Below are 13,920 nucleotides of genomic sequence, written 5' to 3'. Positions count from 1 at the left end.
ATTTTGCCTAGAAAGAGGCACACGTCGAAGGAAATAGAAGGCGTCCTCCAGGAGCTCGAAAAGCTCGGGTGGAAGCTGATCGAGGGAAAAGGGCATTGTTGGGGTATCCTGCGTTGCCCTGCCAATGATCAGGATTGTCGCTGTGGCGAGTTTTGCCAGATGTCGGTCTGGTCGACACCCAAAAACCCTCAGCAACATGCTAAGAAGCTCCGCCAGAAAGCCCTTGCTTGCGTGCAACTAAAGAAAAATGACGAAGGAAATGTCGATGGCTGAGGAATTCGAATTCGAATTAGTTTTCGCGCTCCCTGACGGGGAACACGATCCATTTGTGTTGTCCGACGCCATCTTCGAAGCTGGCTTCGGGGACGCCCTGGTGGGCACTGGTACGCCCGGCTTGCTCGGTGTCGAGTTAGAAGCGGAAGGCGATGACGCTGAGAACGTAATTCTTAATGCAGCACGGGCGCTGATCAAAGCGCTTCCCGAAGGCACGACCCTTCACGAGGTTCGACCTGACCTGGTAAGCCTGGCTGACGTCGCTGAGAAGCTTGAAGTGCAGCGGCAGGCGCTCCAGCAACGAAAAATGCCTCTTCCTGTCGCAGGCGGACTCTACCGGATCGATGAGATCGTTAAGGTTGTGACAGAAGCATCTAAGCCCCAGGAGGGCCGTCGGCGCCCACGCTTCAATATTGACGCAGCATCCAAGTGGTTTCGCGCTGGCGACGCGGCGCGGCGGGTGAATGCCCTCCTGACTATGAAAGAGATCGACCCTTTAACGATCGAGTTGAGGCCACGTCAGGAACGCTAGGGGAGCTCCACAGTCCACCGCCTACAACGGCCGGCTATAGGGTCGGCATTTATGCATTAGATATATTAAAGACATTGAGTTTTACACTCGGGCATCGGATTCGACTTAGCACGTTTATTCCCGCCCCATAATGTAGTTTGCTCCTGTAACTGACCCCAGACCCGCTTAAATCTCAATCCCACTTCAAACATTCCGAGCAGCAAAAGTACCCGTCTGATTAAATATTCTTTGCCGTCAAAACGGCAGAAATCCTCCAAGGAAACTGATCATATCGGTTATCCACGCGATGGCTGCATTGAACCAGCTTCTTACGACAGTAGCTATGTACACGATCGCTACCAGCCCCAGAACGAGCCAGAACAGAACCGCAAAGAATTTTGCAAAAGCATCGTCAGCCTTCGGATCGGGGGGTGAATTATAAATGTAATCGGGTCGCATGGTCATCTAACGCTCGTGTTCGTCGCGGTCCTTCTTTTCCTGTTGCTCTTGCTCTAGTTCCTGCAATCGTGCAACCTGTTGTTGCGGAGGATCTGTACGGGCAGTCTCTCCGTCCCGAACGACGGCCTTTGTTTCCATACTAGCCCGATTATCGAGTTGTTTGGAACCTTCAACTTTCTCGTCGGTCCGATCCCGTTCTTCAAGCAAGTTCGCTTCCCATGCCCGGCGATCGACCATTTGTTCGACGCGATGCTTCTGTCCGTCGATCTCCTGTATGACGGTTTTCATGACGCGTTCCGTACCAGTGGACCGCAATTGAATTTCATCGCCGATATCGGCGCCGGCGCGATGCAATGCATCTGGTAATCCGACACCCCAGACCGTGCGACTGCCGTTGGCAGTTTCAATAACAACGAACGGCGAAGGCTCGTTCTTCTCATCATCCTGATAGGCCTTCTCGCCTGTCTCGACGAGGATGCCCTGAACGCCCTCCTTATAGTCGATTGTCTTGGAGTGCGGCGCTCCGGAATTATCTGCATTCTGTTGCTCTCTATCGACCTTGATCGACCGATCCGAACCTGCAGATTGCTCCTGATCCCGGTGAGCCGCCTCCAGCGCCCTGCCCTCGATCGGAACAATTTCATTGCGCAAATAGGACTGCTCGCGACGCGCCAGATCTTGCCAATCCAGTTCCGTCGGCTGATAACCCTTCACCGAAATTCCGTGCGCCTGGCCCTCCAGCCAAGTTTCACGGCGGAACTCCTTGCTCCCCGTTATCTCGATGCTCGTCCAGCCTCGATGCGCTGCTGTTTCGATCATCAATCGAACGCCCTGAGCATCGAACGATTTTGCGCGCAGCTTCTCTCCATTGTCCTGGAACACTTCGCGCTCACCCTTTGAATCGGCAAAGACTCGCTGCGTCCCCCCGTGATCCTCACGAATATAATATCGCCTCGTGATTTCAATCGGGAATGAGCGATCCATTTCGGCCTGATAAGATGCTGCCGCCGCTTTCTCCTCGTCATCCATGCTCGAACGAGGTTCGTTGGCATTATCTGCCGATGGCCGACCCTGCTCTGTTTCCGCGACAACATGCGCTGGCTTCGCAATTTCGGAATCGGGTTCGCGAGAAATCTGCATCGACGAGCTATCCTGCTCGCTTTCACGCGATGGGGTTTCGACGCTCAATCCACGCTGTTCCGTCAATTCCATATGCTCGCGCATTAGATTGACATGCTCGCGCGTATACTGCGCTACCTGATCCAGATCGGCTTTCTCCTCCGGTCCGAGATTGCGGCTAAGCCGGAACAAGGCTGTTTCAACTTCTTTCTCATAATCCTCAAAATCGCTTCTCGACATTTCGCGCACTTTGTCACCCTCCAGTATGATGTTTTGCAACTTTACCAAATTGGTGCGGTAATGTGACCCGAAATCTGCATGAAGGATGTTAGAAGTTTTCGCTTCAGATTGAAGCGAACTGGTTGATATAACTATATCTCTTTGTTGCATGGCGTACGCCGCAATCTGACGATCGCCGCTCGCCATTGCTACTTTCTCCCATCCCTGTGTTACCTTTACGGTATATTCACGGCTTCGGATGCTTCGAGCCATGCTACGCCGACCCGATCGCTTGGCATCATAGCGCGATTGAGCTGCCGCACTCGTCCCCTCATGTTCCGTTCGTCCCTCGCGATTAACCGGCCGCACCTGATTGCGCGTGTAGGCTGGAGCATTTGCAAACTCGCGCCTGTCCGTCATTTCCATAGCGATTCCGTGCTCGCGCGCCTTTTCAGCCATAAGCTCACGCCATTGGCGAAAAACCTGTGGCGAGGTCTCGACCCGATCACCGGCATCCGAACGCATAGCGATAATGGCATGTGCATGGATATGCGGTCGCTTTCCGCCCTGCCCCATCTCTTTCGGGTCGCTGAACGGATCATGCATCGCAAATATGTAGCGGTGTCCTTCGAACTGCGCGGCCAGAAAATCCCGAACAGCACCTTCAAAAGCCTGAACGTTGGTGCCAGCTTTGGCAGACATAATGACATGCATCACATCCCTGCCCTTACGGCTGTGCAACTCCCGACGCCACTGCTTTTGCACCAGGTTGCCTGCGGAGCGCGCATCAGAGACAACGCGCCCCTTATGATCACGAACGTCACCCTTATGATCCTCGACCAGACTTCTCAGCTTGGCAGCGCCATATTCAACGCCATTTCCATACCCGGTAAAACGGAACCGCGCCCTCCCGAGCTCGGACGCTGCGCTTTCGTTGTAACGCCTCTGAATAATGTCCGCCGCCTTCGAGTCGCCGGTCAACCGCTCCCCTTCCTTGCTGCGCAAGACCACCACACCTTCAACCTTTAAAACGCCATGTGATGGTTGCGAAACGGCATAAGCAAAGCTGCGATTACCGAATGCGCTCGCCAGGCTATCGCGCACGTGCTGGTGAAAAGCTTCTTCTGTTGCGAACCCGGCAGCTTCGATCGTCACCCGGAAAGTTCCAATATCCCTGCTCTCAGCCCGATTTTGAAACAATGGCTCCCAATCTCCATGCAACCGGGCCAGATCCTCGCGACCCTGAAGGCGCTCACCGTTTTCCTTTTCGACGCGTATTTCCCCGCTACGCGATACATAATTGACCATCGCGCCGAACCGCGCACCGCCACCATACGACGCCATTTTCACCACAGCCGGTTGACTACCTGCTGCGACCGCGACCAAACGGGCTTCCATCGGCCTTGCGGCGGCAATCGGTCTGTTCGCCGCACTTTGTACGGACGCAAATGCTTTTGAGGATCGCGCGCGCATTTTCGGCACCAAGCCGCCACTTGCTGCAGCAGCACCGCCAGCGATTTGCAATTCACGCAATCTACGACGCATTTCCTCTTCGGCGCTACTTGCTACTCCCGAACCCAACGAAAGCTCATGCAGCATCGCCGCACGGCGCTGCTCCCATTCGCTCTCAAAGGCCCCGAGAAAGAATTCCATGGTCGCTATTCCTTGCTGCGGTGTCTGTATCCTGACCGCTTGGTGACGCGCCTCAATTCGCTCAGAACCGCAACCTGCATCTTTTGTACGTCACCCACCACCATGCGGATTTCGCCATCTGAAACCGATTTGCCGCTATTCAGCGCTCGAGCGACCTGATTAAGATTGATGCCAATCATGCGCATATCCTCAAGCATGAGGGACAAAAGCGCTCTGTCTTCATCATTGAAGATGGGCTTTACCCCTGCGCCTTGCAGCAACACGGCCTTGAAAAATGCGCTCATCGTCATATCAGCCGCCTTCGCGGCATCGTCGATCGCGTCATATTCGTCCGCCGAGACACGGCTATGAATGGTTTGCGGCTTGGGTTTTACGCCCCCCATACCCTCATTAATTGCTTCATTCATAGGCGTTGTTAGCTCCAATTCAGCGCAGCAATCGACAATCGCGGACGTGTTTCGCGATTGCTTAGCAAAAATGTAGCACATTTTTCCGTATCCTGCCTAACCAATTGAGAGGGAATCATTCATTATTCGTCTACCTTGGCCTCGCGCAGCTCGCCCTGCCGCCGAGGCTGCGCCCCGGCGCTGCAAAGAAATTACGCTCACCAAGGTTCACCACCAGAACGCTTTGTTCGCCTTTGTGTACCCCTGTACTCACCAGCAAGGGACGCTTCGCTCTTCGCCCTTGCCGGACTACGAGCGGGCGGCACGAACGGCTTTTGCGCGGCTCCGGGGTTCACACTCCATTGGGAGAAACATGTTCCCAAACTCCAGTTATCGAGTGATGTGATTATTTGATGTGAACACATGGTGTGTCACATGCTACCAATCGTATTGTCACATCGTGTGAAACTATCTTATCTTCACATGCATTCTCGCGCCCTGTTGGCAGCATTGCCGGCGCTTCAGGCAATAATCGACACCAAGAAAACCAGCATATCCAGGTACAGGAGGGCCATCGTGACACTTCGAATATCTTCGGTAAGCGGCAAAGGTGGAGCCGGGAAGACGACCGCGGTCATTTTGACTGCAGGTGAACTCGCACTCAAAAATCGACGGGTATTGCTCATTGATGCCGATCCACGACAGAACTTAGCCGAGTGGTGGAAGCGGTGCGAAGCAAAGGACAACGTACCGGCATCGATCTCGCTCGCGACCGCACTTCGTCAGAACAATATAGAGAAATTAATGGCGTCACAGGAGGGCAACTATGACGCCATACTGATCGACGCGCCGGGCGTCGATAGTGTTGTGATGGATACGATAATCGACCATTCAGATATCGTCATCACACCCATTCAGCCCGCCCAAGACGAGATTAAAGCAGTTGGTGAGGCCGCGGAGGCAATTGCGACACGAACGGACCTTCTTGACCGTAGTATTCCTCAAGCAGTTCTTCGAACGCGCATCACCATCGTCAATCGGCATCTCGAAGAATACCGGATCATTCGCCCTTTCGTCCGAAATTTGAGCGAACACGGATACAATTCCGGACTTCTCGATACGGAATTGATCGAACGAAATTGCTATCGAGAAATCCGTAGCGGTCTTGGCACACTACAAATGCTCGAACCGAGTGAACCGGTTCTCAAGGCCAGAGCGGAGGTGAATGCATTCGTCGAGGAGTTGGAGCAACTTAAAAAGGAACACCGCGGGGAGACTATCAATGGCTAAGGGAAAAATCTCTCTTTCTGATTTCCCTGTCGCGGAACGTCGAAAACGTTCTGTTGATCTGGATAAAGACACTGCCGCCCCGCCTATTTCTCACGTGCAAGAAGAAGGCGCTGCAAAAGCTGGAAATGAATCGGCGTCTGCGACATCAAGTCAGAAAAAGCAGCACAAACCTCTCGAGACAACACCGGAACAACACCGGGCAAGTGCTGTTGAAAATGCGAACCGTCGGGAAGACTCGCGTAACCGGCTGCGTGAGCTTCGCAAGTCTCGTGAGCGTGAAAGCAAGCATTTCGTCAACGTTTCGCTTGATTATGAAACCAAGCGTCGACTTGAGAAAGCAGCACACGACAACGGTCTCAAAATGACCGTCATACTCCGCGACGCGATTGATCGATATCTTAAAGATAACGGATACTGATCATGCTTGGCCGAAGTTTTCTCATCGGCATTGCGGTCGGAATTGCCGTTGGGATCTATATCGCTCCATCGCTGCGCACCAATCTGGATCTTCATACCGACGAACGGAAGGTCGCTAGTCTGGCAAAGCAAAGCTACGAGGCCATTTGGCCTGATGACGAAACAGCCAGGACGGAGTTATTTCGATTGTCGAACTGGAATTACGCCGATTACGGCCGTTCTTCCAAAGTGTCGGTCCTGCGTTGTATTCCAATCAAAGAGCAGACTGTTGCATGCGAATTGTCTGCATCGCTAAGCTGGCTGAATGAGCCCAAAGCTATCGAAGCCGTCTTCGAGGGGGTGGCCAATGATTGGCGCCTTGTGGCGGTGAAATCCAGATAACCGATGTGACGACGATCGGCATTGGAATCCCAAACGCTAGCGCCGAATGCGCCCTCCTCCTTCATTTCAATATAAACGCGCGCTGAAAACAGGCGAACACGAACTCTGAAGTGCTGCAATTTCTGAAGAATATGGTAATGATCGCCGTTGTGGCACGGCAGGTAAAAGGGGTTCCAGCGTGAGTAGTGAGTCATTGGATTTCGCAAATGAGCATTCTTTGGAAAGGACCAATGATCCTGAGATCGATAAGCCAGTCTTCAGGCGTTCAGGTTTTAACGGAATAAGCACGTTTGAAGAAATAGATCAGCGACTTGCAAAATACCTGCGCGACGCACGTGAAAAAGCGGGCCTGAAACAAGCTGATTTTGCGCCACTGATGGGACTGTCTACGCCAGTTTATGGCCGTTATGAGCGGGCGTTTTCAAAACTCCACGTCACACGCATGGTTCATATTTGCGAAGTGCTGAACGTTATGCCCATCGACATGCTTTACGAGGCAGCACCTCATTTGTGGGGCAAAAGTGAGGAGGAAGCCAAGGATCGCGTCGAACTTGCGAAACTCGTGGCAAATCTCCCGCACAGCACTACGCGTGACTTGCTTTCGTTGGTTAAAAAAATGGCAGACTTACAAAGCCAGGTCGATGCCAAACCGCAAAGCACGGATCCAATCAAATAGTCGAAGTTGGCAATGGCAATTGCGAATAGCCGACAATTGCTCGAAATGCGCGATAAGAACCAATCCTCAATGGGAGGATCGGGTTCACTGTTGCACTTCCATACTTAATATGATACTAAATTTCGCACCCAATTGGATACGGAATTTGTTATGCAACGTGTGGAAGCAAATATAGCAGTTAGTGTTTCGGACCTCAAAAAAAGTCCGTCAGCGGTAATGGACGAGGCTAATGGCGAGGCTGTCGCCGTTCTTAATCACAATCGAATTATGGCTTATATGGTTCCCGCTAGCGTCTATGAAGCCATGCTCGAACAGCTGGATGATATTCGCCTCACTGAGATAATCCGGAAACGAGCCGACGAAAAAGGAATTTCGGTCGATATCGATGCCTTATAAGCTTGAATTCTTGCCATCGGCTCTCAAAGAATGGAATAAACTCGGCGCGACGATCCAGCAGCAATTGAAGAAGAAACTACGCGAACGATTGGAAACGCCGCGCGTCGTGAGTGCTTCACTTCATGGTATGCCCGATCATTATAAGATCAAGCTTCGCCAGTTGGGCTACCGACTTGTTTACTCCGTCAATGACGACACTGTGACGGTGTCGGTTGTGGCCGTTGGAAAACGTGAGCGTGGCGATGTTTATAATACCGCTCGCTCCAGGACCCAATAAATTCTCCAGAAGTTGTCCGGCTTGCATGGGGCGGTAAGGATGGACAATGATACGACCGTTCATTACCTTGGAGGTCGCCTAAGCGACCTCTTTTGTTTGGTCCGAGACGAGGTTGTGCAGATAATCGGCAACAGCCTGGGCTTTGGCTGCAGTGGTGATAATGGCGCGTTTATCAGCCTTCAGGACGGCCAGCCAATTATCAACGTAGGCGGCTGTGTTTTCGTGAGGATCATGGGAAACACCGAGGTCAGCGCAGAGAAATGCTGCAGACAGTTCTGCGACGAGCTCTTCGACCGCGTAAGCGTCGGTACCGAAGCGGCCTGATAGGTCGCGATCAAGGCGATGTTTTGCGCCTGACCAATGACTATTATGCCGATATCGGCATAATGGTCATAATGCCGTAACCCGGATTATGCCGCATGGCGTCCTCTGAAGGCTCATTTTCCCGGCATCGGCCATGCGGCTTTTTCGGCATAATCGAAGGACCTAACGCTCCAGTTCTGACAGCGTGGTACGTTATCTTGGCCCTTATTGAGCGCACTTCGTGACTATTCGGAAGGCATGCCAAAAAAGGAGACCACCAATGTACAATGATCCAGTCCAATGGACGCGCATCCGGCGTCGGGTAGCGGAAGGTGAAACCATCAGAGGGGTGTCGAGAACAGAGAAAATCAGCCGCAAAACAGTCCGAAAAATGCTGCAAAGTGACAGGCCCTCACAATACTTGCGCCCGAGGCGATTGACGTCGGTTAGCAACTTCGAGCGTCTGATCGATGCTATGCTCGCTGAGGACGAAGCTCGGCCACAATGCCATCGTCGAAGCGTCGCCGACATCTTCCGCTCTGTCCGGGATCATCATGGCTACGGTGGCAGTTACGGTTCTATCCGTCGATATTGTTGCAGCGTGCAACTGCACCAGATTAATTTTGTGGTTCGGCCTCTGGGCGATATCGGATCGATTAATAGCTTAAGTATTGAAAGAGAATCACGTACTTACCGTCTTGATCCCAGTGCGATGCAGGGATCAATCAAAATAAAGCTGCGCCTTCATCGCGACCGCCGGTCAGAGCAAGCCGCTGAAGTGGAGAATTGGATTGATCGGCTGCGCGCAGACCGCGTGGAACTGCCCTTGCGTGGGAACCCTAACACCAACGACCGGCTTCTTCGCAGTATTCACGATCCGCGAAATCGGCAGCGTAATCGCGCCATCGTAGCATTGGCGCACGAACAAGGCTTCCCCACGAGGCAAATCAGCGCTTGCCTAGGCGTAAGCCGGAATACTTGTCGCCGTTATCTGCGAATATATCGAGAAGGGGGCGTCGAACGGCTTTTTGCTCCAATGACGAGAGGGCCGCGAAAATCTGAAAATGACGATTTGAAGACGGCAGTCTTCCGTACCTTACATGAGCCGCCGAAAGATCACGGAATGAACCGGACGTCTTGGATCATGCGTGATCTCCGGGCAGCATTGATATCCCAAGGGCATCCAGTCTGCTTGCAGATTCTGCGCCAGATCATTCATGATGCAGGCTGGAAGTGGCGAAAAGCTAGAATCGCCCTCACATCTCAAGACCCGGATTATCGTGAAAAGCTCGCAGCGGTCCAAGCGATCTTGTCCAATCTGGCATCAGATGAAGCTTTCTTCTCGATCGACGAGTTCGGCCCCTTTGCCGTCAAGATGAAGCCGGGGTTGATGCTCGATCCGCCTGGTCCCCATCGGATCGTGCCACAATGGCAGAAATCCAAGGGATGCATGATCATGACGGCAGCCCTTGAACTGAGCGGCAATCAGGTCACACACTTCTACAGCGACAAGAAAAACACAGCCGAGATAATCCGCATGATGGATGTTCTTCTCGAAAGGTATGCGACCCGTCGAACCTTGTATCTGTCATGGGATGCGGCATCGTGGCACGTCTCCAAGAAGCTTAATCAACGGATCAATGAACATAACGCAACTGCCAGCGCATTGGGTCTTCCGCGCGTTGAGACAGCGCCACTCCCATCCGGAGCCCAGTTCCTTAATGTTATCGAGTCCGTGTTCAGTGGCATGGCGCGAGCCGTAATCCACAACAGCAACTACCTATCGGTGGAGGATGCGCGCACTGCGATTGATCGCTATTTTGCCGACCGCAATCAGCACTTCTTGGATAACCCCAAACGGGCCGGTAAACGCATCTGGGGTGACGAACGCGTGCCCTCAATCTTCACCGACAGCAACAACTGCAAGGATCCTTGTTGGCGGTAAGGCTATCAGTGGCCAGCCACGAATATTGAACTGTTCCGCATTTTGCTGGCCACATTTAACCTAGAAGTGATCAATGACCTTGCCGTTATGACGCTCGTAAGGCCCGAATCTTACTCCAGCAACATGGAGTACGAAGAATATGCCTCAATATTTGCAGACCTGCATCGAGCCCTATCTGGACTCGTTCGCCGAGAGTTTTGCGGCGGAGAATTACACGCCCGCCACGATCAACGCCTATCGATTGATTCTTCGGAAGGTGGGCCACGAGATGGATGCTGAGGGTATCAACCCTTCGGCGTTGACCCCCGACATGGCTGAGCAGGTGGGCCGTAAGGTGCAGCGCAAGAGTGTAGGTACAGCGTTGCCGTATAAGTTGGCCCGTCGGTTTGCCCAGCATCTAATCGATATCGGCGTAGCTCGACCGATACCGTTGACCGAAGCACAGGCCGCACGCGCAGCATTACTGGAGAACTTCGAGACCTATCTTGTCAAACAGCGTGGACTCAGTCCGCGGAGCATCCCCCACACGATAGGCTTTGCGCGCCGCTTTCTCGACTATCGCTTCGGCGAGACGATCCTCGATCTTGGCAGCCTGCGTCCTGCCGACGTGATCGGCTTCATAGAGCATGTGCTGATCAGCGCCCGTCGCGATAAGACGGTCGCCACCCATGTCCGTATCTTCTTTCAATATCTATTCGGCTGCGGGGCTACGGCGACCAATCTAGCGCTGAGTGTGCCGAAGACGGCGAAGGGCGTCTGGGGCGCGCGACTGCCACGACACCTGTCTCCCGATGGCGTTGAGGCGGTGCTGACTTGCGTGCGCGACAATCCCAGACATGGCGCGCGGGACTATGCGATGCTGCTGCTAATGGCCCGGCTCGGCTTGCGTGCGGCCGAGGTCATTGCGATCCAACTCGACGATATCGACTGGCGCTCGGGCGAGCTTACGGTGCGCGGCAAAGGCAAGCTGCACGATCGCGTGCCGGTGACCATGGAGGTCGGTGACGCATTGAGCCGCTATCTTCGCGAGGAGCGAGGACCGACGACGTGCCGCACGATGTTCGTTTCCCATCGCGCGCCGCATCGTCCGTTCAAGGATGGGCAGATAGTCAACGCCATCCTCAAGGATGCCCTGAAAGCCACCGGCCAGAAGCCGTCGACACCCTATGTGGGATCGCACCTTTTGCGTCATAGCCTTGCGACCCAGCTCGTGAACAATGGCGCGTCACTCGACGAAGTGGGCGACGTGCTGCGGCACCGATCCCGATCATCGACAATGATATATGCACGACTCGACATCGATGGACTGCGGTCAGTCGCGCAGCCTTGGCCGGCAGCGGAAGGTGTGCAATGAGCCTCACCTCTCAGCTCGACAGCTATCTCAGGGTTCGCCGCAGTCTTGGCTACAATCTTGGCACCACCGAGCGCATCCTGCGCCGCTTCACCCGGTTCGCCGACCGCGAGGGCGCCGTTCATATCGGCGCCGCGTTGTTCCTACGCTGGCACGCCACGCTGGCCGAAGGAGGTCTCTCGACCCGAGCGGCGAGGCTCGGTGCCGTGCGTCTGTTCGCGCAGTGGCTGAGCAGCTTCGATCCGGAGCATCAAGCTCCACCGCGCGGTCTGGTGCAGGGTAGCTTCAACCGGTCGCGCCCACATATCTACACTGACGCCGAGATCGGATCTATTATCGCAGCGGCCACGGCGCTGCCATCGATCTATGGCCTGCGCGGATTGACCTGCTCGACGTTGTTCGGGCTGATCGCGGTAACCGGCTTGAGGATAAACGAGGCGCTGGCGCTAGATCGTGACGACCTCGACTGCGATCATGGCATATTGCGTGTCCGTCAGGGTAAGCTCGGCAAAGAGCGGTTGCTGCCACTCGATCCCAGCGTCATCACGAAGCTGATCGACTACCTTGCCGAACGTGATAGGTTGATTGGGCATCCGGTCAAGCCTCTGTTCGCCACCGACAAGGCAACGAGGCTCTCCGACTGCTCGGCCCGTTACAACTTTGCGCGGGCTTGCCAGCAGATCGGGCTCCGAAACCATCAGCCATATTGCAAGCATGGCCGGGGACCGCGCATCCACGATCTTCGCCATAGCTTCGCGGTTAAGACGCTGATCGGCTGGTACCGCACTGGCAAAGACCCGGCGCGTGAGATGATCCGGCTGACCACATATCTGGGCCACAGCAATCCTTCCAATACGTACTGGTATCTGGAAGCGGTCCCCGAGCTGCTTGATCTGGCGATGACGCGAGCGAGCGATAATGGCAGGGAGGCAGTCCGATGAGCGCTGTTGCCTTGCCCGCGCTGATCCAGCGCTTCTTCACCGACCGGCTGTGCATCCAGATGGAGGCGAGCCCACATACGGTTGCGGGCTACCGCGACACGTTCCGCCTGCTGCTCCGATACGCGAGCGCCCACCACAGAAAGCCACCGGTCAAACTCACGGTAGAGGATATTGACGCCGATCTGGTCGCCGACTTCCTCGTCCATACTGAGACGGCGCGGGGCAATAGCGCTCGCAGCCGCAACACCCGGCTCGCCGCGATCCGATCGTTCTACCGCTACGTCGCGATGAGCGATCCAACCTGGCTTCTGCACTGTCAGCGCATCCTCGCGATGCCGAACAAACGCTATGTGAAGCGCGCGGTGACGTTCCTTGACGCCGACGAGATCACCGCGCTGTTGGCAGCTCCTGATCGCCGGACATGGCCGGGGCGGCGCGACCATGCACTGCTTCTGCTCGCGGTTCAGACTGGCCTTAGGGCATCCGAACTGGTCGGTCTCACACACGGCGATTTGGTACTCGGGAGCTGTGCGCACATCCGCTGTATGGGCAAAGGTCGCAAGGAGCGCTCTACTCCGATTCGCCGCGAGACGGCCAAGGTGCTGGCGGCGTGGATCGGCGATGATAAAAGTGAGAGCAGGCCGCTGTTCCCGTCGATCCGGGGCGAGCGGCTGAGCCGCGACGCGCTCGAACATCTGGTCCGCAAGCACTGCCTCAAGGCATCGCGCGTATGTCCGAGTATAGGCTCCAAGCGGGTCACACCCCATACATTGCGCCACAGCACGGCTATGGATCTGCTCCACCACGGCGTCGACCAAGCGGTAATCGCACTCTGGCTCGGTCACGAGAACGTCGAGACTACGCAGGTCTACATCCATGCCGACATGAGGTTGAAGGAGAAAGCGCTCGCCCTCGTGGCCGCCCCTGCCACTCCATTGAGCCGCTTCCGGCCCGATGATCAGCTTCTCGCGTTCCTGGAAAGGCTCTGATTATGCCGAATTGCCGCGCGGCAGATGCTAGATGTGCCAATCTCTAGCGGACGCCACGCGGCATAATCCGGGTTACGGCATTATGACCAATTTCGTGCAAAAGTGACGAATAAAGGTGGACGTCGCTTAAAAAGCGCTCGCGGTCGGGCATGAGAATGTCGTCAGATCCAGGACGATAGCAAGCCTTCGTGCCGCCGTAGTGAATGACAGCACCCGCCTGGCGGACAAAGTTATCGACGGTTTCATTGTGCGGCACGGGCGTCGTCGGCATTGGTTCAGCTGGGCTGTAATATTCGATAGGCAGGTTCTCGATCTGCTCTAGTAGGGTATGCTG

The 13,920-nt window shown here is 54.8% G+C and carries 14 protein-coding genes and 2 pseudogenes; 11 read left to right on the top strand and 5 right to left on the bottom strand.

Annotated elements, in window-relative coordinates; all coding sequences use genetic code 11:
- The first annotated feature begins 265 nt into the window (after positions 1–265).
- Entirely contained in the window at positions 266–805 is a 540-nt protein-coding gene (locus C9380_RS25550; protein ID WP_024899907.1) for a hypothetical protein, read from the top strand.
- A 234-nt stretch (positions 806–1,039) separates the two neighbouring features.
- Here C9380_RS25550 and C9380_RS25545 read toward each other — a convergent pair whose 3' ends face one another.
- From C9380_RS25545 to C9380_RS25535, 3 genes are read right to left on the bottom strand one after another with little or no spacing between them, the layout of a single operon-like run.
- Positions 1,040–1,249: a hypothetical protein gene (locus C9380_RS25545; protein WP_128095075.1), complete on the bottom strand. Its 210-nt coding sequence runs from the start codon at positions 1,247–1,249 to the stop codon at positions 1,040–1,042.
- The gene (locus C9380_RS25540; RefSeq protein ID WP_128095074.1) at positions 1,250–4,234 is read right to left on the bottom strand and encodes an LPD7 domain-containing protein; all 2,985 of its coding nucleotides are present in this window, start codon (positions 4,232–4,234) and stop codon (positions 1,250–1,252) included.
- Between the two features lie 5 nt (positions 4,235–4,239).
- Positions 4,240–4,641 (bottom strand): plasmid mobilization protein, encoded by a 402-nt coding sequence (locus C9380_RS25535; protein ID WP_024899910.1) that lies wholly within the window; start codon positions 4,639–4,641, stop codon positions 4,240–4,242.
- A 555-nt stretch (positions 4,642–5,196) separates the two neighbouring features.
- On the opposite strand from C9380_RS25535, the gene C9380_RS25530 reads away from it, so the two are divergent.
- The 6 genes from C9380_RS25530 (at position 5,197) to C9380_RS25505 (ending at position 8,057) form a co-directional block, all read left to right on the top strand.
- On the top strand, positions 5,197–5,910 hold the full coding sequence (locus C9380_RS25530; protein WP_024899911.1) for a ParA family protein: 714 nt from the start codon (positions 5,197–5,199) through the stop codon (positions 5,908–5,910).
- Positions 5,903–6,328 carry a hypothetical protein gene (locus C9380_RS28105; protein ID WP_247877668.1) on the top strand — a complete coding sequence of 142 codons (426 nt, stop codon included), beginning with the start codon at positions 5,903–5,905 and terminating at the stop codon, positions 6,326–6,328. Before C9380_RS25530 ends, C9380_RS28105 begins: the two co-directional genes overlap by 8 nt.
- A gap of 2 nt (positions 6,329–6,330) precedes the next feature.
- Positions 6,331–6,708: a hypothetical protein gene (locus tag C9380_RS25520; protein ID WP_128095073.1), complete on the top strand. Its 378-nt coding sequence runs from the start codon at positions 6,331–6,333 to the stop codon at positions 6,706–6,708.
- Positions 6,709–6,886: 178 nt separating this feature from the next.
- Positions 6,887–7,384: a helix-turn-helix domain-containing protein gene (locus C9380_RS25515; RefSeq protein WP_128095072.1), complete on the top strand. Its 498-nt coding sequence runs from the start codon at positions 6,887–6,889 to the stop codon at positions 7,382–7,384.
- 150 nt (positions 7,385–7,534) lie between these two features.
- A complete protein-coding gene (locus C9380_RS25510) occupies positions 7,535–7,780 on the top strand; it encodes a type II toxin-antitoxin system Phd/YefM family antitoxin (protein WP_128095071.1) in 246 nt (81 codons plus the stop codon).
- A complete protein-coding gene (locus C9380_RS25505; RefSeq protein ID WP_164844752.1) occupies positions 7,770–8,057 on the top strand; it encodes a type II toxin-antitoxin system mRNA interferase toxin, RelE/StbE family in 288 nt (95 codons plus the stop codon). The genes C9380_RS25510 and C9380_RS25505 overlap by 11 nt, the downstream gene beginning before the upstream one ends.
- 78 nt (positions 8,058–8,135) lie before the next feature.
- Here the strand turns inward: C9380_RS25505 and C9380_RS25500 are convergent.
- Positions 8,136–8,423 (bottom strand): annotated as a pseudogene (locus tag C9380_RS25500) (zincin-like metallopeptidase domain-containing protein); the annotation flags it as partial.
- A 217-nt stretch (positions 8,424–8,640) separates the two neighbouring features.
- Here C9380_RS25500 and C9380_RS28100 point away from each other — a divergent pair.
- The 4 genes from C9380_RS28100 to C9380_RS25480 all read left to right on the top strand — a co-directional run bounded on the left by C9380_RS28100 (position 8,641) and on the right by C9380_RS25480 (position 13,586).
- Positions 8,641–10,305 (top strand): IS630 family transposase, encoded by a 1,665-nt coding sequence (locus C9380_RS28100; RefSeq protein WP_247877669.1) that lies wholly within the window; start codon positions 8,641–8,643, stop codon positions 10,303–10,305.
- A 139-nt stretch (positions 10,306–10,444) separates the two neighbouring features.
- Positions 10,445–11,659, top strand: coding sequence for a tyrosine-type recombinase/integrase (locus C9380_RS25490; RefSeq protein ID WP_128095069.1), 1,215 nt, complete (start codon positions 10,445–10,447; stop codon positions 11,657–11,659).
- A complete protein-coding gene (locus tag C9380_RS25485; RefSeq protein ID WP_024899186.1) occupies positions 11,656–12,597 on the top strand; it encodes a tyrosine-type recombinase/integrase in 942 nt (313 codons plus the stop codon). Before C9380_RS25490 ends, C9380_RS25485 begins: the two co-directional genes overlap by 4 nt.
- Positions 12,594–13,586 (top strand): tyrosine-type recombinase/integrase, encoded by a 993-nt coding sequence (locus C9380_RS25480; protein WP_128095068.1) that lies wholly within the window; start codon positions 12,594–12,596, stop codon positions 13,584–13,586. The genes C9380_RS25485 and C9380_RS25480 overlap by 4 nt, the downstream gene beginning before the upstream one ends.
- A gap of 82 nt (positions 13,587–13,668) precedes the next feature.
- On the opposite strand, the pseudogene C9380_RS25475 reads toward C9380_RS25480, so the two are convergent.
- Positions 13,669–13,908: pseudogene (locus C9380_RS25475) on the bottom strand (zincin-like metallopeptidase domain-containing protein); the annotation flags it as partial.
- Positions 13,909–13,920: the final 12 nt, after the last annotated feature.

Source organism: Brucella pituitosa (genome assembly GCF_003049685.1).
Taxonomy (GTDB): Bacteria; Pseudomonadota; Alphaproteobacteria; order Rhizobiales; family Rhizobiaceae; genus Brucella; species Brucella pituitosa.
The sequence above is the reverse complement of the archived record's forward strand: the minus strand, read 5'-3'. Positions and strand labels throughout refer to the sequence as shown.